This window comes from Paenibacillus sp. FSL R5-0713, assembly GCF_037973325.1.
Taxonomy (GTDB): domain Bacteria; phylum Bacillota; class Bacilli; order Paenibacillales; family Paenibacillaceae; genus Paenibacillus.
In genome coordinates this window covers 3,460,064-3,483,737 of record NZ_CP150229.1, presented here as the reverse complement: position 1 = coordinate 3,483,737, position 23,674 = coordinate 3,460,064, and the positions used below count along the sequence as shown (strand labels likewise).

Below are 23,674 nucleotides of genomic sequence, written 5' to 3'. Positions count from 1 at the left end.
TCTGATTTATATTTGTATATAACAATATACTTATATATTGATTAAAAATTAATTACATCCGGATGTAAAGTTCTCTTTATTCAAAGACTTAAGAATCGTTGCCGTGTCCGGCATCAGTTCCAAGACAGATTTAATATAAGGTGTATTCTCTACATTTAAAGAGTAGTATACCCACTGGCCACGCTTATTCTCCTTAACCAAGCCTTGATCCTTCAGCTTGCGTAAATGCTGACTAATTCCAGGTTGTGACATGTCTAAAATCTCTACAAATTCACACACACACCATTCACGTTCTTTGAGGAGTGTAAGGATCGTAAGACGTGTTTTATCGCCCAACAATTTAATCTTTTCTGCTGCATTTTGAATGGAATCCATGTCACTTTCTCCTTCCGTTAAACATAAGTGCATGCTTATATTATAATATTAAAAATTTGAAGTCAACATAATTCATGGGATCTTTGACATGAAAAATAAGGTGCTTAACTCAGTTCGAGCTCTGTCAACTCCTGTATATGTCCTCCAAAATATGATTTATTGATATGATTGTCAAAAACGCCTGTCAACACTGCTAAAAGCGAGTTTTTGACAGGCGTTTATATTGGATCAATTATGAAATAACGATTCAAATGAATGTCTTATGTTAGAGTATAACAGGCTGAATCAATCCGTCCTTGCCGAAAAGAAGCAGATCAATACATATTTCACGGTGATAACCCTTTCCAGAGGAAAATCTGGAGAGTGGCGTGACAAAACGGTGATAGGCTATCCGGTACTGATCAGTTTCGGGCTCATTAAATATACAGTGATGACCTGTGCCCAGCATGCCTTTCTCCACATTTTTGCTCAGAATCGGGTATTGATAGGTAATTGGACCGTATAATTGCTCTGACGTACCGTAATTCACATGATAGTTCTCACTGCCCGTATCATCACAGGACCACGTAAAGTGGTATAGTCCGCCCCGCTTCAACACCGTTACCGCCTCACGAAAATCATGGAGCCCTGAGAGATTGCTCATGGTGTCCTCTAAGACACTTGTCATGTCGTCACCAAGCTCCACAATGGCAGCATGTCCATTCCCGAATAGCAAATACGATTTTCCATCCGTTTCAGTATAGATAGAAGGGTCGATAGCTTGCCCCATGGTGATACTCAGACGTCTTAACTGCTGCATTGTGATCAAAGGCTGCGGCTCGGCCAGGAATGGCCCAATCGGTGTATCCGCTACAGCAACGCCGATGGCACTCTCTCCATTCAGCATTTTGCCACAGAAATAAAAATAGAACTTTCCGTTGCGGGTGGCAATGGCTGGTGCCCAGGCATTACCGGTTGCCCAGGTGACATCCTCTGTCCCCAGATCAAGGATCACACCTTCGTCTTGCCAATGCTTCAGGTCTGAAGAAGAAAACACCTTGAACTGTGTTCCCGACCACCCCTCGAAGCCATCTGTTGTCGGATACATATAGTAACGATCCTCAAACTTGGCGACATCTGGATCGGCATATTGTCCAGGAAGCACCTGATGACCATCCCCGTAAGCCGCGAGAAGCCGGCTGCACTCCTCAGTTGTGATGGGCAGGACACTTCCATGACGCTTTTGGTTCGTTCCCATATCAAAATCATCATCAGGAACGATTCGGAATTCTCCGCTTCCCAGATCTGTAGTCAGCAGAGGAAGATAACCCTTGCCTTCAGCAAATCGATCAACAATCAGGCACCATTCTTCCCGGTCATTGAATTTAAATATCTGAGGTCCCTCCACACCTGCCACAGCCTCCAGAATCGGGGCTTGCAGCGGAACAAACGCTTCTTTGTCGAGAGAGTCACCTTTTTCTACCCGTATGTTTTTGGTTGTTTCATCCTTGGAGTATCGATAGTAACAACCACCCGAAGGAAGAATCGTTGTATCAATAATATGATTATCCCGCTCAATGTATTTTTCCGATGCGGAGAACGTACGAAAGTCTTTTGTGCGAGCGCTGTATATTTTTTGCTTTCGTTCTTGCTCCTGAGGCTCTTGGGTTGCAGAAGCCCAAAATACGAGAAACTCATCTGTTGTTTCATCATACACCGCTTCGGGCGCCCAGACACAACCAGCCCCCTCAACTCCTAATGTAACGTTCCAGGGGGATGACCAATTCACGAGATTGCTGGATTCCCATATAATTACGTCCCGGCTCCCGGCATTAACGGCATGAGTCCATCCTTTGCCGCTTGCGATGCGCAGATCTGTAGCAATCAGATAGAATTTATTTTCCTTGACTGAACGAATCAGAAACGGGTCCCGTACTCCTTTTTCTCCAAGGTCAGAAAACAGCACAGGTGATCCGCCATTAAGATCCTTCCAGTGAAGACCATCCTCGCTATAGGAGAAATAAACCTGCTCTCCATCTGGTTGTTCGCCAATAAAATGTACAAATAGATACCCATTATAATTTGAAGATGATGTGGTCAATGGAAAAGCCTCCTGAAATGAGATTGAGTTTAAATGATTTACTTTAACTGAAAAATGAAAGCGTTCTACTTATGTTGTATCATACTTCAAAAATAGTGGAATGAGTATATTTTTATAATCTCGTCTGTTGTAGATCATGTGAATCTTTCGCTGGAAACCTATTGTCCAATACATCGCCTTATTTTGTTTATTTTACCTCAGGTATACAAAATTCTTGGTTTTCATTTACAATTGAATGCTAACCTTTTTAATGATGAACAAATGAATATAGATTCATGCATTCATTTTTGTTTTCGAGATATGATGAGGAGGAATCATTGTGAAATTATCCAAAAAAGTATTACCAGCGGTAGCGCTGACTCTGGCTGTATCGGCTTCTACTCTCTTGTCTGCGGGACAAGCAAGTGCCGTTCAAGCTGTAAGTGTGGAGAAAAAACAAATCAAGAACATCATCTTCCTCATTGGGGATGGCATGGGGACCTCTTATACTTCGGCCTACCGCTATATGAAGGATGATCCTTCAACGAAGGGCATGGACAAAACCGTATTTGACCCTTATCTGGTTGGGGCACAAATGACCTATCCGGATGATGATAAACAAAATGTGACGGATTCTGCTTCCGCAGCAACGGCCATGTCGGCGGGCGTGAAAACATACAATGCGGCCATTGCGGTTGACCCTGAGCAGAAGGAAGTCAAAACCGTACTTGAGCAGGCCAAAGAAAACGGTAAGTCCACCGGACTCGTGGCTACGTCGGAGATCACTCATGCCACACCAGCTGCATTTGGTGCCCATGATATCAGTCGAAAAAATATGGATGCCATTGCGGACGATTATTATGATGAGTTGATTAATGGCAAGCATAAGGTGGATGTACTTCTGGGTGGAGGGAAATCCAATTTTGTACGCGAGGGTCGGGACCTGACGAAGGAGTTCCAGAAGGCCGGATTCAGCTATGTGACGGATCGTTCCGCTCTCCTCGCTGATAAGAATCAACAAGTTCTTGGACTGTTTGCCGATGGAGGATTGGACAAGATGATTGATCGTACTGCTGCAACGCCATCATTGGCTGAGATGACCAATACAGCGATTGATCGCCTCAGTTCGAACGATAAAGGGTTCTTCCTAATGATTGAAGGCAGCCAGATCGACTGGGCAGGACATGATAATGATATCGTTGGCGCGATGAGTGAAATGGAAGATTTCGCAGCAGCATTTCAGGCAGCTATTGATTTTGCCAAAAAAGATGGTGAAACCCTTGTCGTCGCTACTGCCGATCACTCCACGGGCGGACTTACGCTTGGAAAAGACGGAGAATACAACTTTTTCGTAGACCCGATCAAAGCTGCACTGCGAACACCAGACTTTATGGCAGCACAGATTGCGAAAGGTGCTTCGGTTGAAGAAACACTGAAAAGTTATCTGAAACTGGAGTTGAAGCCGGAAGAGATTCAATCGGTGAAAGAAGCAGCCAAAAGTGCAGATGTAACGAAGATTGATAATGCCATTGAAGCCATTATTAATAGCCGTTCGTTTACGGGCTGGACCACAGGTGGACACACAGGGGAGGATGTTCCTGTATATGCCTACGGCCCGGCAAGTCATCGCTTCGCCGGTTTGATCGACAACACAGACAATGCCAAGATCATATTTGATATCCTCAGCAAGCACCAATAATTTCACCATAATTCGGTAATTTATGATCATCCCTTCTCTTCTTTCATCTGAAGAGAAGGGAATTTTTTTCATTTCTGATGGTGTCACTCGACATCAATGGGATGTTTGATTTGATCCTCATAATAATCGATATAGATCCTGCCGTCGCTTCCTTTTACAGCATAAAATACATCGTTTATGTTCTTGCTTTTCGATTCAAGCTGTTGCATTAATTGCTTATCTGATATGCCATTTAGTTCTAGATTCTTGCTTAACATCGTTCCGTCCATAATTAACTCCACAGGCATGCGTTCAGGTTTGGACTCTACCTTCCTATGAACATCCTCAACCGTAGCCGTTCTATATTTGTTTTTTTTCATGACTGAAACTTGTCCATTCACTTCGAGTAAGGCGTACTCTACTTCCTCCATATTGAAAATGTCTTTCTGTCTTAGCATTTGGTTTAAGGAATCCAATGTCAGTTTATTCTTGGCGAGATTATTTTCAAGGATTTTGCCACCTTCAATCAATACGGTAGGTGAACCTTCTGCCAGTAGACGGATTTTTCTGCTTTTCAGATTTAATTTAGATAACAGATAAGAGGTTCCGGTAAAAACAATTAGAGAAATAATCAGATGTGTGACTTCTATTTTCTCGTTAAAAGCGAGATTGGCAGCTATGGCTCCCATGATGACTGCGGTGACAAATTCATGGAAGTTCATATCAGACAACGTTTGTTTTCCCAATATGCGAGCAATTCCCAATAAAAGCATAAAGGCAAAGATACTACGGATGAAGATAATGACATGTTCGTACAATACAAGCACCCTTTCGCGTGTTAGACAATTATGGAACTCTTTTAAGTATTCACCCAATTGTCCTTAAATATGTCGCCTTATGCATTACAAAATGAAACAAAACAACATGATCCGTTAATATGAGAAAAATGATATGAACATGAAATCAGTTTGGAACAAAACGCGGAGCATTTTATAGAGGGGATGGCGATTTTATTTCCGTTTGGGTTCGTTCTCGCTCCCGTATAGTCATGCATTATTTCCCATGAAGATGGGTACTCTAACTTAACCATCTATGTGTTGAAGGAGAGAAATCCGATGAATGCGGTTAACGACTGGTTGAGGCAGATTGCCCACAATTATATATTGATTGTTATTGCCGCGATACTCTTTTTTACGGTCAAAGCAATCATTGGATACTATACGTACAAGCATTATGATAAAAAATTAAATGCACTGTCAGATCAAATGGATCGTCTTATGGAGAAGAAAACGACGGACTGATTTAAGGCATGAAAATCCATAATTGAAATAAACTAGCTTTGGAGGAAAAATAAATGTTAGGAAATTTGCTTTTGGGTATGATTCTTCCCATTCTGTTGGGCGTGTGGGTTTTGCGACGACACGTTAAAATCCTCGTTATTTATTATCCACTGGGTGTGGCTATTGCTGCTTGTATCAACAACGTGGGGTTTAATTATTTCTGGAACATACTGCCGAACACTCGCAACCAGTCTTTTGCCGCTCTCCCTATGGACCTCGGTATCTATCCAATTGCCGGATGCCTGATGATGTATGCCATTTTAGTAAAAGGGGCGAAGCCATGGGCAGCCATATTTGCGGCCTCCTTATCACTGACATTCATAGAATGGATTGCTAAAATGCTGGGACATGTGATCTATTTTAACGGTTGGAACATCTTTTGGACTTTCTTGTCCTATCTCCTGCCATTTGTGCTGGCTTACGGGTACGGCGTGTTATTGAAACATCTACCCAGCGATCAAAACCCGGTCTGAAAAGTTAAACGCGTACATACAAAACAGCTAAGGGTTAACGCGGATGGGCATACGTGCATATGTTAACTCATATTCGTCTTGGAGGGATTCGTAATGTATGTGGCATATCCTTATGGTTACAGGTACACTTTTACTCCGGTATGGGCAACATCAACAGCCGAAGCACTTGAATTAATCAAATCCGCTGTGCAGGGAGAACGAAACGATGAGATGTTCTATGATTCACTGATTCAGTTATCACCTGATGCCAATCAGGCTGCCATCATCACGAGCATCCGTAATGATGAACGTAGACATAATCAAATGTATCGGCAAATGTACAAGGATCTGACAGGTCAGGAGATTTCGGGCGTAAGTAATGAGCCGGTTGAGAAGGTCACTTCTTATCTAGGCGGGCTGCAACAGGCGTTTCAAGGTGAATTGGCGGCCGTGGAAAAGTATCGGAGAATATGGTTTGGTCTCCCTTATGGCATATATAAAGACACGGTCTGGGGAATCATTCTGGACGAACAGAAACATGCGGATAAATATAACAATCTGATTACTTACAATCTGCCGAGATAGTCAGGTATGGGATAAATAAACGCGTGGATTCCTTCCCAGAAACACAATTGAAATCAGCAAAAAACCAGTGATTGATTAAAGCTCACTGGTTTTTTGTTTTGCTGAATTTCTCATTTAAAATCTAAATCTCATATGCATTCTTTCAACATATCAGGTTCCACATGAACGTGAACGGTGTATACGTCATGCTCCTCCATTAACTCGTTCTCCACGTCTGTACAGATATCGTGTGCTTGTTGAAGATCCAGCTCAGCATGTACGGTGATGACAACATCCACGACAGCATTATTGCCATAATTGCGTGCTCTTACATCTTTGACCTTCTCTACACCGTCTATTCCGGCAATCGTCTTTTTGTATTCCTGAATCAGTTCAACATCAAAACCATCGGTCAGATGATGTGTGGCTTCTTTGAAAATGTCCCAAGCGGTCTTGCAGATCAGGAAACCTACGATAACAGCCGTTACGGGGTCCAACCATGGAAGTCCGAACTGGGAACCCACGATTCCAATGACCGCACCGGTACTCACCCAAGCATCGGAGATATTATCTCGCGCTGCAGCCATGACCGCCTGACTTTTGATACGTGTAGCAAGTCTCTTGTTATATCGATAGACCAGATACATAATAACCGCGCAGAAAATACCTGTGTACGCGGCGATGATATCCGGAGATTCATGTGTACCCTGGAACACAGAACTGATGGCTTCAAACAGAACTTGTAAACCTACTGCCATCATAATGAAAGAAGCAACTAGTGACGCAACGGTCTCTGCTCTCCAGTGACCATATGTATGGTCTTTGTCGGCTGGGCGTTGGGCAAGCTTCAAACCGATCAATACAGCTATGGAGGCCACAATATCGGTAGCATTGTTTAATCCATCCGCCTTAAGCGCTTCTGATCCGGCCATATTGCCAACGATCAGTTTTAATAAGGTCAAACATATGTAGGCGATAATGCTAATGATGGCTCCGCGCTCCCCCAGCTTTAGATTATCGTATTTTAGTTGATCCACAATGACATCCTCCTGCAATCTTCATTTCTAGCACGACTATGATGGTATCATTGCTGAATTGTGTGGGTCTAGAGAAACGTTTTGAGTGTTACGAAACATAATCTGTAAGCGGCAATTCTTTTAAGAGAATCCAAAAAAGTTGGATTTGGCAAACTTAAGTGTTTGATGGGTACGAGGAAGGTGGCCTACTGGCTTCCTTACCTGTGACCACACCTTCTTGCTCCTAAACCAAAAGAGCCAAATGGATCGTATTGATCCACTCGGCTCTTAGCGTTATTTTACAATAATTTGTATAACATCACTTACCGTTGTTTCATTTCCATTCATTCATATTCACTGGTCTTGTTCAGAATGTATCGGTTCATCTGGCGCCTCATTTGCAAGCAACTGCGAATCATCGGAATGCCGTTCGAACATAACTGCGTCAGCCCTTGTATAGATCATATCCGCAGGAAGCGTTGGCGGGTCTACCGTTGTAGGCGTAACCCTGGTTAAACGAACATACTCGCTGCCGTCTCCCGCGAAGTCAAACGTGCCCAGATTAAGCCAACCCGACGAGCCGACCGTTGCATCGATATAGGTGACCTCGGTACCTGTCTTATGCTTCACTTCCACTTTGACATTATTATCATTTCCCGTTGTATGGACGAGCTTGTAGATGGAAACGGTATATTTCCCTTCTGGAAACTGGCCTTTCCACGTTGCGGATGATCCTTGAACGGTTGAGTAGCGGGATTTAACCCCAATTTTGTATCCGGCTAAATTACTTTGGCTCCAAGACCCTTCTGTTGTGTATAACCCTGTTGTATCTGTACTGTCGACGATAATCGTTAGGTCCTTAATCGTGATGTTCAAATGCGGTGTGGTTAAGGTCACTCCGTCAATCGTTACCGTGGCCCATACCTCAATGTGATCCGTGTCCCCATCGAGATTGAGAAGAGTCAACAACCCACTGCTGTTCACTTCAGCCAGATCCGTACGATCAACGAAATACTGAACATCAGCCTGTGTCAGATCACCGATCAAACCGTTATCCAAATAACCGGTTACGCTTAGTTGTGCGGTTTGAGTCATCTGCAGCTCGTTCCGATCAGACTGAACTATGGCAGACTCCAATTGCGGTATCCTGTTCGGGTCCACCCACATCATTGCATCGGCTACGACTCTGGATTTGTTGGCCTTGTTCGTTAGTTCCACGTACCCGCTATCACCTGCAGCAAACGGATAATCCCCCAGGTGCACCCAAGTACCGTTCGCCATTGTCTCATCAACAGTAACCGTCTCGGAGCCTCCGCTATAATAAACGGTAAACGAAGCATTGGTTGCCCAATTTTCACTCGTTGCAGTGATTTGCGGAATCTTGTAATACACACTGTACGTGACACTTTCCGGTAGATCAGGCCGCCATCTCATTTTGCTTGTCGATGTACCAGTCGTAGATTTGGCATACACATAGTTATCATAGTAATAGTCGTTAGCTGTTGTATCCCTTATCCAGACGCCTTCCGTCTCCGCCTCCGTATTATCCACAATGATTGATGAATGATCCTGCCCATCATCGGGCTGGACTGGCGTTTCCGTTACCTGATCCGGTAGATAGAGTGTGCGCTTACGGGTCTGTTTCCCCTCCGATTCCACATAGTACGTGAAGGTTTGGGATAAATCATTCACCCGTATCGACCATTCCATCGGATAGATCGTATCTGGGATGGTCGTATACGTAGCGCCACCATCCAACGAATAATGAATGGTCGCCGGTTTTGTCGTTTTGGCCTGCACATATGCATCATAGACCGTTTCGTCGGGCTTGACCATCAGCATGCCTTTAACCGCATCAATTGGACTGTGAGTATCAAAGAAATAGCTTGCATCCGATTGTTCAGCTGTTCTGACCTGATGGAGTGGTACATTAATGTCAAGTCCTTCTACAATGATAGCCGTGATGCCCTTGCCTGAAACGGTGGCTTGAATGATTCCGCCACTCATAACGGTTTGCTCAGGTGTACCATTGTCGCGGATGATCGTTACAGTATAATCTTGTGCCGGGTTGAACCCAATGATCTGTTCATTCAATTCAATCGGAGTCTGAATTTCTTCCGACGATGCGTTGCTTAGCCCAATGTAGAATTTATCTCCACTCTCACCTGTGATCCAGTTCAATTGAGGATGATTGGTCTTAATGATCTCCTTCGGCATCCATAGCCAAACGTCGGAATTGCCATAAAATTGACCTGGTTTATTCCCATAGAGGTGATATTTGAACCATAAAAAATTCGTTTCAAATACGGAAGGAAATGTAATGCTTCCGTTCGATTTCAAGGATTGTTCGCTGATCAAATAATCCATCGTTTGCCCGAGCTGCCCCGGAATATGGTGATAATAGATGGATGTAGCCCCGCTTGGGCCTTCCAGAGGGAAGTCCGGTTCAAGTTGGCTAACGGCGAATCCTTTATAATAATAACCTGGATAACTGGAATACCGACCAATAACCGCATTATGAGCAATGTCCTGTAACAGTTTATCCCCTGTATAGAGCGACAATCGCAGCATGAACGGCGCTTCCTGAGCATTCATCCGATAATAGCCGGTTGTACTTCCTGCTTCAAACGTCAATCCGCTTGGTGAAACAAGCCAACGCTCGGCTTGAACGCCTCCGGCAATATCTTCGGGAAGTTTGAGCCGAGGATATTGAAATTTACCGCTTTCCGGCCAATGGAATGACTCCGCGTAATTATATGTCTCTGGTTGAGGAATCGTAACGTTCCCTTCAGGAACTGGACGAGCAACAAACATGGTTGCATACCGTTTGGCTTCCTTATAGGCGGCATCCAAGTATTTGGAATCCTGCGTTTCTTCGTACAGCTCCAAAATCTCCATCCACAGCTTGCTATAATAATAAATGAACTCATTTTTACTCACATCGACAGATGCAGGCGTATCGATATGTTGTGTAATATAATTGTCGGCTGCATCCTTCGCAGCCTGCAAGTACTGTGCCTCTCCCGTCATACGATACATCATTAGAGGCTGAATGACAGGCCCCCGGTCTTTCTGGTCCGGGTCACGTACGAGGTACTCTTCCTGTGCCAGTGCCCCAATTCCTGCCGAAGTGCCCATCATCTGATTGACAGCGGCTACGCTTGAAACATCGAATGGCAGAGTAGCCATTTTCCATAAGGAAGGTACACCGTATACTTTCTTCTGCGTCGGCGACCAACCGATACCATTGCGCGATACGCCATACTGGACGGACGGCAATGCTCTCGTATCGTATAGCTGGTCATCCCCGGTCAAATAGTAAGCCCCCAGAAGAACCGCATTCGAGCTTGTTCTAACGCTATCCTCATTTTCAATATCAATAAAACCCTTGGCACGGCTCCACCACCCGCTGGGTGACGGGACATAATTAACAGAGTCGTCTCCTTGCGGCTCAATCTTGAGCAAATCGATCATATTAAACATCGCGTCAGTAAGCGACTTATTTGATACATTTTCACGATATGCCGAATAATCGTACTCATTGCGAAGAATATCCGTGTAGGACTCATACAGATTACTTTTTTGCGCGATTAACCCTATATGAAATTGATAGGTGCTTTCTGCGGTCATTTGCGAATAGGTCCCTAATTGAGGCGCATACAGGATGGGCTGCACGCTGCCTTCGTTGTTAACAAGGCTCATGCCCAAACGTTGTTTGGTCACACCTCCCGTCGGTTCAAATTCAACCGGAAGCTCCCCCGAGGGTACAAATATCCCATACGTCAATGGATTCCCCGAACCATCATTTTTCTCAACCAGGCTCATCGGAGCGCTCAGCTCTCTCAAGCTTGTAGATTCCACTGTACCTACCATTTTGGCATGTGACCGGAATCCATTTAACACTTCGTTGATGCCCGAGACTGTCTCTGTTGTGAAAGACTGATATCCAATCACATAATTGCCGTCGCGGCGAGGTGTAAAGGCAAAGGAAACATCGGGTTTATCTCCTGCCATGGACCAGTTCACCTGTAAATCGTAATCACTGCCGTGTGAGGAATCGGTTAATACCGCCGTTTGGCTGTCTGGAAAAGAGATCCCGTCAAATGTAATCCAGCGCTTATTCATCGTATCGTAGTAATTGGTTCGGCTGCCCGCATTCCCGTCCAATACAACCCATTGTTCCTCTAATCTTTCCGCCACAGTATTGATCGGCATCCAGTCTCCAGTGTCTGTGTTCTTGTAAAACATGTCACGAACGATAGAGCTGCCCCCATCCCATGCTGCTTCATAGAAAGTTGCTTTATAGCTATCATTCTCGATACTGCCTTTTTCCGTGTAACTGAGATTCCCTAAAGTGCGGCTCCGCAGCGGGGGCAACGGCGGGGCTTTCTGCTGGATATTTCCTTCAAATTTGACTGCATCAGCCCGCGTAATAATGGTACCCGTCGAAGGTTGCGTTCGAGTCAGCCTGACAAATTCGCTATCATCACCACTAAACTCATATTCCCCCAAATCAACCCATCCAACCGATGGACCTGACGAAGGTCTTAGATCCAGAAACTTCACATCCGTAATCCCGTTATGAACAATTTCAATCTTCACATTACTATCTGCTTTGTCCGCCCAATCCAGCTTATAGAACGATATTCTCGCCGTCCCTGCTTCCAATCGCGGATTCCATGTGATCGTTCTGCCTACAGCATCCGTATATTTGGAACTGGAATTATTGTATCCCTTCACTCCCGCGCTTGTGGTCCAATACGGAGCGGAGAATCCGTTATTGGTATTGCCTGCATCAACAGTGACGACATCATCAATCGTGAGGCTTCCATCATCAATGATGATCGTCTTATGTGGCTCTTTTTGCTCAATATTTCCTTCGAACTTGACCGCATCAGCTCGTGTAAGGATCGTGTTCGTGGTGCCGGTAGACCGGGTCAATTGAACGAATTCTTCCCCAACCCCGGAAAAATAATACTCTCCCAAATCAACCCAACCCGCCGGCGCGCCAGATGAGGGTCTTAGATCCATAAAGACTACATCTGTTGTCCCATTATGAACAATCTCAATTTTCACATTGCTATCTGCTTTATCTGCCCAATCCAGCTTATAGAACGAAATTTTCGCTGTTCCTGCTTCCAAGCGTGGATTCCATGTGATCGTTCTGCCTGCTGTACTCGTATATTTGGTGCTGGAAAGATCATACCCCTTCACCCCTGTGCTTGTGGTCCAATTTGGAGCCGAATATCCATTGTTCTCGTTACCCGCATCAGGTGCTAGAACATCATTGATCTTAATACTCCCGTCATCGATGATAATGGTCTGATAAGGTAAGGTCTCCGCATAAGCGGTCCTTATTCCAATCAGGCTGAAAGGAACTACGATCGTCAACATGAAAACGATGAAAAAAAACAGCTTCCTTTTGACCATACAATTCACAGCCTCTCCTCAAAGATGGTAACGCTTTCAATGATAGATTGCCTTTTGCTCAAATGATTGTAAAAAAGCTATTAACCTTATCCTTCTGCCTATTCCCGCTCTGTCGTTTTTATCTTAGCAGTCTCAACACCGTGAAATTTCTATCATTTTAAGAATTTCTTATACGATTTTAAGTAAAAAAACCTACATCTAACTGAGCGCTTATTGCAGTCAGATAGAATGCAGGTTTTAACGTGTTTCAAGTGAAATAATTCATTATAATGGCGGCTGCACCAATAACAACTTTCCAAGCTGAATGACCGTTTGATCATACCAATCCGGATGCTGCTGAACATGTGCGATACTTCTTACATTGCCACTTGCTACAAACACGGCCGCTTTGTCTGTCTTCTCGTGATCGATCTCGAAGCGAACGGTATGTTTTCCATTCGGTAGTTCTGGCAAGAAAATATATTGATTTCGATTATGATCGTTATAGGGTGTGAACCGATCGATAACAATCGGTTCCTCTCCATCCACCGACACCTTCAATCTGCCAGAATCCGGCCCCCCGATATCGAATAAGCCGATGTGGGTTCCCTCAAATTCCACTATGATCGTCTCACCGGGATCAACTGCTCGCCACAGACCGGGGAACAACCAATCATACTCGCGCACTAAGGCAAAATCATCGGGAGTCATGTAAGACCATCCTGCGGAAAAATGAGTAAGACGATCCAGTGGCAGCATGGTTGCATACTCCCAAGGATTGGCCGGAACCAGAGTGTCTTGCGGCAAATGATGTTCCACTTTTCCCACATGATCTCGAAGTTCGCTCATTTTCTCAAATGACCGGGTGATGGTGTCCGTGTAAATCTGATGTCCTTCGGGAATCGTTGGATGGATGGAATCATGTGTAAAAATAATAGCACCGGGAATGGATACATCTGCACTTGAGGTGAAAATGAGCTTTCCACCTGAAACCAATTGACTGACCGCCACGCCCAGATGAATCGAAGGAATGTCGTAATAGTCGGCAACTTCCTCTTGCATAAGTGCACCCTTCTGGTACTCTCCGGATTGAAATAAGTTCAAATCCCGCTCCTTAATCGTATATACGAACAGGATATCGGTGAATAGGCTGTGCTTGCGGATCTGTCGGACAATACCTTCGATTCGCGCCTTGGATTCGGGGACTCCCCCATCATTGCCAACAAATTCAACAAAAACGAGATCAGGCTGATGACGCAGTACATCGGCCTGCAAACGAGCGCAGCCGAGGTCCGATCCTGTCCCATCAATGCCTGCGTTCACAGCGCGGATATCGGCATGGGGATATTGCCCTCGCAGCCAATCGGCCGTCATGACTCTGTATCCTTCAGAACGTGTATTACTGCCGCCAAAATAAACGATGGTCACAGGTTCCCCATTTTCCAACTTCTGAATGACATTAGGAAGCCCTCTCCGAGGAAAAAATTCTTTCATCGCAACTTCACCCGACCTCACTTCGCATTTTTAGGAGCAAAAAATTTCACTGCAAACACTTCATAATAAGGTGAGCCATACGTTGCACAGAAATCAAACCGGATCTGGCTTACACTTTGCACATTCACCTGATGTTTATTCAACGAAAGATAATTTCCGCGGACTTTAATTTCACTATTTGTTCCGTCCTCTAACGTTAAGGTCACATCATAATCCTGGATCAGTGGTTCGATCGGATCGTCGAAATGCTCCAAACTCAGTTCTGAATTGAAGACAAGATGGATTTCATCCAGATTCTTGGGGCTTGCAAAACCAAATTTCAACCATTCCCGTCCTTCCGTACGTTCCGAAATCCAGCCGTTTGGCAGACCATAAGGTCTGGAGAAGCCGTTGACGACATTCGCGGGATTATACATATCCTGGGATGGTATCAGACCCTTGAAGCAAATGCTCTTATTAAGCTTCTTCAGCCTGGATGGCTCTTCCGGTATATAAAGGAAGCTCACCGCTCCAGTCATTTTCTCATCATTGGTGTGTATCGCAAGGCTCTCTGAACCTTCCATTACGATGTAGACCTTGTCATCAGCCGGTTTCTCACAGCCCAGGTCCAGCGTAATCCAGTCATCGTAACCCGCTGAAATAAGCAAGGGATATTTTTTAAACTCGCTGGTGGGAATATAGTTTTCCTTCCGTTCCCCGCCGTACAGCTTCACTTGCAGCGTTTCTGATTGCTCGGATCTGTTTTTAATTTTGATCTGCACACTTTCAGCCACGGATGTCTGAATCGGCAAGACCAAACATAACGCTTTCTCCAAGGAGATCTCTTCGGTTGCATGAAGATGTTCATAGTTTCGCTGAGACGAGGCACGAATGGTTAATCCATCTGCGAAATAACGATCCAACGGTTCTTGAAGCCCTACAATCGTTTGTCCGTCTCGCAGCAGCTGCGCCTGAAGCTCACCCATATGGGCTTTGACGAGAGCCACAGGGTCTGCCTCATATTTTACGCATAACGCAGCAGCCGTTCCTACCGCCTGCCCCATACAACCACAGGTTGCCATCACTCTTGTAGATCCAAAAGCCACGTGGGTAGCGCTTATATTGCGGCCAGCGAACATGAGATTAGGGATATTGCGTGAAAATAAGCTGCGAAACGGGATATTATACAATCCAGGCACAAAATTCCACGCGGTAGCCGGCCCCTCATCGTAGATGCCTTTATTTGCATGCAGATCCATATACCACCCTCCGACGGATACCGCATCCTCGAAATGAGGTTTTGCTGTAAGATCGTTCTGAGACAACATGTGTTCACCTATAAATCGTCTCGACTCTCGCTTTCCCGGAATCGGGCATACATAATCCAGGATAAGATTGTCTACATCATCAAATTCACCGCTATTTTTGATATAATCCCAGATTCCGTACACCAATTTTCGTAGTTCCAATGCGATGTCTTCATTATTCTTGATAATATCCATATGTCCGCCGTATTCCAGCCACCACAATCCGCCAAGCCCGTTGATTTTCCTTGGAAAAGACCGATGGTTTAATCCTTTTCGGATACTATCAAAAAAGTCCAGCTTGGTAATATCATACGCAAAGCCTGGCCTTTTGTAAGGAACGGGATAGTCTACGTCACGGGCTTGAAACAGAATCGTATCGCCCATCGTGTAATGATCCGCCACTTCTGGAGCGAGCTCCTCTTGGTATTCATGCTTCGCCTCTCTTCCCCATCGGAAGTGAGCGCCTGCTTGGTATCCAACAATTCCATCCCCGGAGCAATCGATGTAGGTTGAGCTTTCAAAACGAAATTTTCTCTCGGAAGCCAATTGAAGGCCCTCCACCCATTGGATTCTGCCGTTCTCCATACCCGTTTCATGTACGCATGTGTTCAGGAATAGAGAAATGTTGGGCTCATCATAAACCATGTCGAGTAAGACTGTATCGGAAAGTGAAAGCATCAGCTTCTTGTTGTATAACGGATTGTAATGAAATATCTTCAGCTTCAGTTCTTCTATCAACCCGCCCTCTCGAGCATAGTAGGATGGACTGTTTCCGAGATAAGCCGACCCGTTGATATGCACTCTGACCTCGCTGCTCGCATTTCCCCCTAGAACTGGCCGATCATTAATAAGTGAAACCTTCAGACCTTGGCGTGCAGCTGCAATGGCAGCGCATATCCCTGCAATACCTCCACCTACGACGGTTACATCAGCTTTTATAGACTCCATTTTGATAACCTCCATGATTAGATGCTCCTATCATGGTAATGGTTTTGGCCCGTTTTTTTTTACAGGATTTCACGAAAAAATCATACATTTTTTGCATCCTTATTGGAATTCCTACCGTGTCATTTTGATCCGGTATTGCTTAGGTGTATCACCGGTATATTCTTTGAAAAGTTTGCAAAAGTAACCTTCATTGACAATGCCTACTTCCTCGCACAATTCCAATAAAGAATAATCCCGGACATTTAACAACTCGAGAGCGAGGTTGATTTTTTTACGGTTGATGTAGCTAATCACGCCTTCGTTCATTGTTTTTTTGAATAAGCTGCTAAAATACGATGGCGCTAGATTCACTTCCTCCGCAATGGCCTCCAGCGTTAAACGCTGTTTCAGGTTTTTCTCTATAAAATGAATAGCACTCATGATTTCTGCACGATGTAATCGTTGGCCTGCATGCACGTATTCGAATGTGAAGTCGCCAATATAGGCGAGCTGCTCTTGAAATGCCATATATTCCATAGGGAATTCTGCTACTTCCGTGGTCAACTTGTTACCCGATTTAAACTTTAAGGTAATCTCTCTGTACAAGTCTCTAATCATGGGCGCCATGATGGATCTGTGGATTTTATGGTCCGAAACAAATTGCAACAGTTCGGCAAGTGCATTGTCCAGCTCTTCCTTGGAAATCTTTCGTTTGAGCCGTATAAGAAAATCATTCACCTTTTGCTGAAAGTCTGCTTTTTTGTCATTATGGTATTGGAACCGATGCATCGGTGTTTTGACTACTTTTTCGGTATGATAATAGAAATCCTCACTCACATTTTTTGCTTCCGTGTACGCCTGTTTGATCGATTCCCATCCTCGATGTGGACCTCCAAAAGCGACGGATACCCTTTGATTCAAATATTGATGCAAATGAGTGATGATCTGCCCTCCCAAGGATAGGCAAGCATATTCCGTTTCCATATCACTGCGGTTATTTTCCCAGGATAAAAAGCCAATAAACCGATTATCGGACAGATCCGCAGCTACACCGCTGCCGCCACTCATCACCGTTTCTTCGATGATATTCGTAATCGCATATTTCAAGATGTTTTGATCTGCGGCAGCGTATTCGTTTCGGAAACTTTCATACGTATTCATCTCAACGATGAAGCAGCAATAGTTGGCTTGAAAGAAATGAAACTGCATACGATTGGCAAAATCCGATGCCCGATGAGAAGGAATTTCACCTCGGATCAGTTCGTTAAAAAATTGCTTACGGACTCTATATTTATTTTCAAGTACGGATACGTTTAACGAGTGAAATTCCGCTTCTTTTTTCTCAAACTCATTTAGAATTCCAGCTGCCTTATCCAATGCTCGATTCAGATCGGCTTCCCTTAGCGGAACCTTTACAATGTACTCCAATACGTTGGCTTGAATAGCTCGCTGGGCGTATTCAAAGGATGAATAGGCGGTCAAAAGTATGTACTGGGTATGGGGGAGTTCCGCCTTGAGCTGCTCAATCATGGAGATGCCGTCCATTCGCGGCATAACGATATCGGATATAACGATATCCGGCTTAAGTTTGATGATCTCCTCGATCCCATTCAGCCCATTATTTGCTTTTCCCACTAGAACAAATCGCTTATCCCTATGAGATAGCTCACTAAAAAACAATTCCAATCGTTGAATGATCAGGTCTTCATCGTCAACAATGAAGCAGGTATACTCTTTCCCCATTATGCATCTCCTTTTTGCAATTCTGCCGGGAATAATGCGCGTATGCGGGTTATTTCCTTAGGTATGCTAATGATATCCAGTCCGAATTGATCTCCGTAGTGAAGTCTTATTCGACTATGAATATTATTCAACCCGATTCTTTTTCTTTTTACTTCCTCTTCACTCGGTTCTGAGATTAAAATATGCTTTAATTGGTCGGCCGGAATTCCCTCACCTTGGTCAACAACTTCGATGATGACATAGTCTTCCTCCCTGTACGCATGAATCGTAATAGGTCCCTCAATTTCGCCTCCGTTATAACCATGGAAGATACTATTCTCCACAAGGGGCTGCAACAACATTCGGAAAACCGGAAAATCCATTAATCCTGCTTCGATATGTTCAATCAAATTGAAGTTTCGGTTATACCGAATGTTCTGGATCTCGATATAGTCCGCTACATTGCGTAATTCCTGGCGTAGGGAAACCTTCTCAGAAGCATCGTCTATCCCATACTCCAATAATGAAATGAGCGACCCGATTACCACATCGACTTTCTCTATTTGTCCAAGACGTATCACATTGCTGATCGAACCAAGCGTGTTATACAGAAAATGTGGGTTTATTTGAGACTGTAATACCTGAATTTCCAGCTTCCGCTCAAGTTCATTATGAAGCTCGGCTCGGCGAATCAGTTCAACAATTTGCTGTAACATACGATCAAATGCGCGTGAAAGATCTCCAAACTCATCGTTCCGGTTAATGGTTACTGTCGTTGTGAGGATGCCTTGTTCGACCTGTTTCATTTTTGTTTTGAGTGTATATAGTGGTTTTCTTATAAATTTGGCAACCATGAAAGAAATGAACAAACTTAACAGAAGACCTGCAGCCAGAAGCTCAATATAATAGGTTTCCAATCTGGACAAAGCTGCTTTCAAACGGGATTCATCATTAACGGAGACAATGGTCCAGTTGAATTTCTCCGTTGGTTTCTTCAAAAGAGAGACGGGAATACCATCCTTCGTATGCAGTTGAAGATTTGTTTCTGACGTATCCAAAATTTCTTCCGCTGACGTCTCCCCGATCGAAAACGTATGATCTTGAATACTCAGGGGTCCTTTATTTTCAGAAAATCCGGCAATGATCTTACCTGAGGCGGTGATCAGAGCCAGATTCATTTGTTCCTGTTTATTAATCTTGAACAAGGTTTCTTCAATGGCATTTAGATCCAGATCAACCGCAATGGCCATAGGAAACGGAGCACCGTTCAGATAACGAACCATCGTAACAGTCCAGCCGGAGTACTTTGATTTGTATGGTTCACTAACAAAGGTAGTCCTTCTATTTTTGTCAGCCGCATCATATAAAGATTCTCTTTCCGATAAAGGTTCATCGAATATTCGTGTAGGTGCACTTCCGCCCAGAATGGATAAATCGCTTTTGATCAAATAAATATTACTAACATAATTACTGTTGAGTTCATACAGTTCTCTTAATTGCTCTTTAATCACTTCGGTATGGTTAATATTGGCTTTCACCGAAGTTTCAACCGAGAAGAGGATCGTTTGGAAGGAGGAAAAGTTAACGGTGAAATACTGGTCCACCTTGTCTAATATTTGATTGGTGTAATAAATATCATTGGTTCGTATTTCTTTTTGGACATAGCGATAAGATAATTGGCTTATCAAGATGATGCAGCCCAATACAAATGCAAACACGATAAAAAACAATTTTAAAGGCAAGCTGATTCTTCTTCGCATCGATCATCTTCCTTTTAGTTCCGTTTTGTACTAAGAATAGCATATGCGAATAAAGAGAGGGGCTACGAATAGCCACTCTCTCTTTGTTTATTTTTACTTGATGAGGCCGGCGTCTTTAAATTGCTGGATGGCTGTTTCCTTATATTTCTGCATATCAAACTTGGTATCCAACGTTTGGAGGAAATTGTCCCAGTTGGAAAGAGGTTCTTTGCCCGTCATAAATTTGACCAAGCTTTCATTAATGAACCGTTGGCGGTCAGCATCCAAGGTGTCGCTCGGGTCTGGGGTCAATAAATTACCGGGTAACGTTGGCCCCACATATTGCTGATTGTTCTTGAAGGCTTCCGCTGTCTTCGGATTCTGGAAGCTGAAGTACTCCGCATCATCACCGCGCCGCGGCATTCTATAATGATCGACCCACAGGTACTTCTCTTTCATTTCCTTCGATAACTCGGAGGTTTTATTTTTGATTTTGCCATCCACCACATCCCAATGAATCCCTTTGATTCCGTATGCAAAATTCGGATAGGCTTCTTCATCCGTAAAGAGATAATTCAGCATGGACAAGATGCGAATGATTTTGTCCTCGTCCGCTTTTGCAGATATGGCCCATGAATTGCCCTGGAACGATTTTCTCTCTACAATCTGATCGCCGTAAGGACCTTTCATCGGAGGAATAACGATCCATTCCGGCACCTCTCCACTAATTTCTTTCATTTTCTGTTGATAATCCGGTTCCAGCCTGCGGGCATCTCTGATCATGAAGCCAACTTTACCCTTAAACATCTTTTGATCCAACAGATCAGGTGAATTCATCGTCACCCAATCCGGATCTACGACTTTGGCTGCCATCATTTTGTTAATGTAGGCAAGTGCCTCTTTCATTTTGGGATCGATAAACAGGAATACCGGTTCATTATCTTTTATCTCAACGGCCGAAGGAGGATTAACGCCAAACATCCACATCAGGCTATCAAAGCCGTAGGTTTGCAGATTGCCTTCTTTATTCATACCGCCGATGAATCCGTACGTATCGTTTTTGCCATTCCCGTCCGGATCTTTCTCTGTAAAGGCTTTCATAACTTCGAACAACTCGTCAGGTGTCGTTGGCACATCCATATTCAACTTTTTCAGCCAATCGTTACGGATGAAGAAGCTACGACTGATACCGTTTACATTATCATAGCCTGGAACTCCGATCGTTTTCCCTTGATAGGACATCGCCTCCCAGGAGTCATTGCCAAACCGTTTCTGTAATTCAGGAAACTGATCCAGATAAGGGGTCAAATCCGCAAGCACGCCTTGGTCGTAATATTGTGCAAGATCAGCACGACTCTTCAAGAAGATCAAGTCTGGAATATCCCCGCCTGCAATGAGCGTGTTCAGTTTGGTTGTTGCTTGACCCGCTTGAGGAATCATCATATCCAAGTCGATGTTCATCTCTTCTTCCAACATTTGGCGTTGAATATCTTCATCCCGTGGAGGTACTGGAGCAGCAGCATTGAACGTACCTTGGTTAAACATGGAGATCTTCATTTTGGTTGCAAACTGGCCAGACTGGTCTTGCACATTACTCGAGGTTGTCGATGTAACTTCTTCATTTCCCCCACAACCCGACAATAGCGTTCCAAGTCCTAAGATTGCCGACATAATAGCAAATGAAATCTTTTTACGCTGCATATTGACCTCTCCTTTGTTTGTATATTATCACGGTTTGCCCGTAATAAGTTAGGTTGGAACACCTTTTAACCTTTAACGGATCCCAGGAGCACACCTTTGGTAAAATGCTTTTGCAAAAATGGATAAACGATCAAAATCGGGACCGTAGTCACAACAACTGTAGCCATTTGCACAGCGAACGTACTGACAGCTCCGGAATTGGCGAGCGAATCAGCGCTTTGCGTTGCGACGTTAAGCAGGATATTGCGCAAAATCACTTGAAGTGGCATGTAGTTGGAATCATTGATATATACAATGGCATCGAAATAACTGTTCCAATGCCCGACTGCGTAAAACAAGGAAATGGTTGAAAGCACGGGTAACGACAGAGGTAAAATGATCCGCCATAACGTCTGAAGCTCACTGGCACCGTCTACCCTCGCGGATTCCTCGATTTCACCAGGTAGTTGCTCAAAAAATCCTTTAATGATCACCAGATTAAATGCACTAATGAGATTGGGAATAATCAATACCCACGGACTATTTAACAATCCGAGAGAACGAATTAGTAGATAGGTCGGAATTAACCCCCCGCTGAACATCATGGTAAATACAATGAAGAGTAAAAACGGACTTCTTCCGGGCAAATATTTTTTGGATAACGGATATGCCGCGATTACTGTAAAAAATACATTTAACGCAGTGCCTACAATCGTTCGAAACAACGTAATTTTATACGCCTGCCAGATCCCGTGAGAAACGAATACTTCTTTATAGGCCAGAAAAGTAAAGGATTCGGGTATAATCACAATCCCTCTTCTTAATACTTCCGATTCTGGCGTTACGGAGACAGCAACCACATAGAGGAAGGGCAGCACACAAAGTAGGGATAACAAAATAAGCATCACATAAACGACGGTTTGCCAGACTTTTTCACTGATTGTCATATGGATCATTCTAAAGACCACCTCACCAAATTTGCCCATCGAATTTTTTGGCGAGCTTATTCGCTGCCAACACCAAAGCAAATCCGATGACCGCTTTAAACAATCCTACAGCAGTAGCCAAGCCAATCTTGAGACGCTCCAACCCTTCCCGGTATACCCATGTGTCAATAATGTCGATCTTCTCCTGGTTAAACGTGTTGGCAAACATGAATATTTGGTCAAAACCCGCATCCAGGATATGGCTTAATTTTAGAATCAGCATCAGAATAATGACGCCTCGAATGCCAGGTAACGTGATATGCCAGAGCTGTCTCCATTTGGAAGCGCCATCCATTCGAGCAGCTTCATATAAGCTTGGATCGATTCCTGCCAAGGCGGCAAGGTACAATATCGCCCCCCATCCAATATCCTTCCATACTTCAGATAAGATGATCAGCAACCTGCCCCAGGCAGGTTCCGTTAGGAACGATATGGGTTCAAAACCAAAATCCTTCATAATCATGTTAAAGAGACCATCGCCTGGGGCCAGTAATGCCACCATAATTCCATACACAATGACCCATGACAGAAAATGGGGCAAATACGTGATGGTCTGTACGATTTTCTTAAACCATTGGCTATACACTTCATTGAGGAGTAAAGCAAGTACGATGGGAGCGGAGAAACCGAACAGTAGCTTATACAGCGATATGATGATCGTATTTTTCATGATGTCCCAGAAATAAACGCCATTCATAAAATCCGTAAAATTTTTGAATCCCACCCAGGGGCTATCCCATAGTCCCAGAGCGAGGTTGTAGTTTTTAAAAGCAATCATGATTCCCGCCATAGGAATGTATTTGAACACGGCAAAGTAAATTAAGGCTGGTAATAAGAGAGCATACATCACTTTGTGCTTTTGTATTGTCCTGATCCATGACTTTCGCTTTGTGGAGATGGGAACGGCGTCCGCTGCCAATTTTGCTTGCATTTCATCACCTCGTCTT

At 44.1% G+C, this 23,674-nt stretch carries 16 protein-coding genes; 4 read left to right on the top strand and 12 right to left on the bottom strand.

The features are described 5' to 3' along the window. Nucleotides 1-48: 48 nt before the first annotated feature. Nucleotides 49-375, bottom strand: a complete 327-nt coding sequence (locus MKZ12_RS15490; protein WP_339255268.1) for a metalloregulator ArsR/SmtB family transcription factor — start codon at nucleotides 373-375, stop codon at nucleotides 49-51. Nucleotides 376-640: 265 nt separating this feature from the next. Continuing rightward, nucleotides 641-2,455: a family 43 glycosylhydrolase gene (locus tag MKZ12_RS15485; protein WP_339255266.1), complete on the bottom strand. Its 1,815-nt coding sequence runs from the start codon at nucleotides 2,453-2,455 to the stop codon at nucleotides 641-643. Between the two features lie 316 nt (nucleotides 2,456-2,771). Here MKZ12_RS15485 and MKZ12_RS15480 point away from each other — a divergent pair, with 316 nt between their 5' ends. Next, entirely contained in the window at nucleotides 2,772-4,133 is a 1,362-nt protein-coding gene (locus tag MKZ12_RS15480; RefSeq protein WP_339261431.1) for an alkaline phosphatase, read from the top strand. An 83-nt stretch (nucleotides 4,134-4,216) separates the two neighbouring features. Here MKZ12_RS15480 and MKZ12_RS15475 read toward each other — a convergent pair whose 3' ends face one another. Continuing rightward, entirely contained in the window at nucleotides 4,217-4,939 is a 723-nt protein-coding gene (locus tag MKZ12_RS15475; RefSeq protein ID WP_339243087.1) for a DUF421 domain-containing protein, read from the bottom strand. A gap of 288 nt (nucleotides 4,940-5,227) precedes the next feature. Between MKZ12_RS15475 and MKZ12_RS15470 the strand changes: the two genes are divergently transcribed. The 3 genes from MKZ12_RS15470 to MKZ12_RS15460 all read left to right on the top strand — a co-directional run bounded on the left by MKZ12_RS15470 (nucleotide 5,228) and on the right by MKZ12_RS15460 (nucleotide 6,489). Next, a complete protein-coding gene (locus MKZ12_RS15470; RefSeq protein WP_124114832.1) occupies nucleotides 5,228-5,413 on the top strand; it encodes a hypothetical protein in 186 nt (61 codons plus the stop codon). 53 nt (nucleotides 5,414-5,466) lie between these two features. Continuing rightward, on the top strand, nucleotides 5,467-5,925 hold the full coding sequence (locus tag MKZ12_RS15465; protein WP_339255265.1) for a hypothetical protein: 459 nt from the start codon (nucleotides 5,467-5,469) through the stop codon (nucleotides 5,923-5,925). A gap of 93 nt (nucleotides 5,926-6,018) precedes the next feature. Next, the gene (locus MKZ12_RS15460) at nucleotides 6,019-6,489 is read left to right on the top strand and encodes a ferritin-like domain-containing protein (protein ID WP_339255263.1); all 471 of its coding nucleotides are present in this window, start codon (nucleotides 6,019-6,021) and stop codon (nucleotides 6,487-6,489) included. 128 nt (nucleotides 6,490-6,617) lie between these two features. On the opposite strand, the gene MKZ12_RS15455 is transcribed toward MKZ12_RS15460, so the two are convergent. The 9 genes from MKZ12_RS15455 to MKZ12_RS15415 form a co-directional block, all read right to left on the bottom strand. Beyond that, nucleotides 6,618-7,505 (bottom strand): cation diffusion facilitator family transporter, encoded by an 888-nt coding sequence (locus MKZ12_RS15455; RefSeq protein WP_339255261.1) that lies wholly within the window; start codon nucleotides 7,503-7,505, stop codon nucleotides 6,618-6,620. A gap of 333 nt (nucleotides 7,506-7,838) precedes the next feature. Beyond that, complete coding sequence (locus tag MKZ12_RS15450; RefSeq protein WP_339255259.1) at nucleotides 7,839-12,914, bottom strand: hypothetical protein; 5,076 nt, start codon at nucleotides 12,912-12,914, stop codon at nucleotides 7,839-7,841. Between the two features lie 264 nt (nucleotides 12,915-13,178). Beyond that, nucleotides 13,179-14,387, bottom strand: coding sequence for a GDSL-type esterase/lipase family protein (locus MKZ12_RS15445; protein ID WP_339255258.1), 1,209 nt, complete (start codon nucleotides 14,385-14,387; stop codon nucleotides 13,179-13,181). A 17-nt stretch (nucleotides 14,388-14,404) separates the two neighbouring features. Further along, nucleotides 14,405-16,621 carry an FAD-dependent oxidoreductase gene (locus MKZ12_RS15440; protein ID WP_339255256.1) on the bottom strand — a complete coding sequence of 739 codons (2,217 nt, stop codon included), beginning with the start codon at nucleotides 16,619-16,621 and terminating at the stop codon, nucleotides 14,405-14,407. 111 nt (nucleotides 16,622-16,732) lie between these two features. Beyond that, the gene (locus MKZ12_RS15435) at nucleotides 16,733-18,343 is read right to left on the bottom strand and encodes a response regulator (RefSeq protein ID WP_339255254.1); all 1,611 of its coding nucleotides are present in this window, start codon (nucleotides 18,341-18,343) and stop codon (nucleotides 16,733-16,735) included. Continuing rightward, on the bottom strand, nucleotides 18,343-20,082 hold the full coding sequence (locus tag MKZ12_RS15430) for a histidine kinase (RefSeq protein WP_339242842.1): 1,740 nt from the start codon (nucleotides 20,080-20,082) through the stop codon (nucleotides 18,343-18,345). The genes MKZ12_RS15435 and MKZ12_RS15430 overlap by 1 nt, the downstream gene beginning before the upstream one ends. Nucleotides 20,083-20,175: 93 nt before the next feature. Then, nucleotides 20,176-21,762, bottom strand: coding sequence for an extracellular solute-binding protein (locus MKZ12_RS15425; RefSeq protein ID WP_339255252.1), 1,587 nt, complete (start codon nucleotides 21,760-21,762; stop codon nucleotides 20,176-20,178). Nucleotides 21,763-21,827: 65 nt separating this feature from the next. Further along, entirely contained in the window at nucleotides 21,828-22,697 is an 870-nt protein-coding gene (locus MKZ12_RS15420) for a carbohydrate ABC transporter permease (RefSeq protein WP_339255251.1), read from the bottom strand. A 13-nt stretch (nucleotides 22,698-22,710) separates the two neighbouring features. Next, a complete protein-coding gene (locus MKZ12_RS15415; RefSeq protein ID WP_091018885.1) occupies nucleotides 22,711-23,658 on the bottom strand; it encodes an ABC transporter permease subunit in 948 nt (315 codons plus the stop codon). Nucleotides 23,659-23,674: the final 16 nt, after the last annotated feature.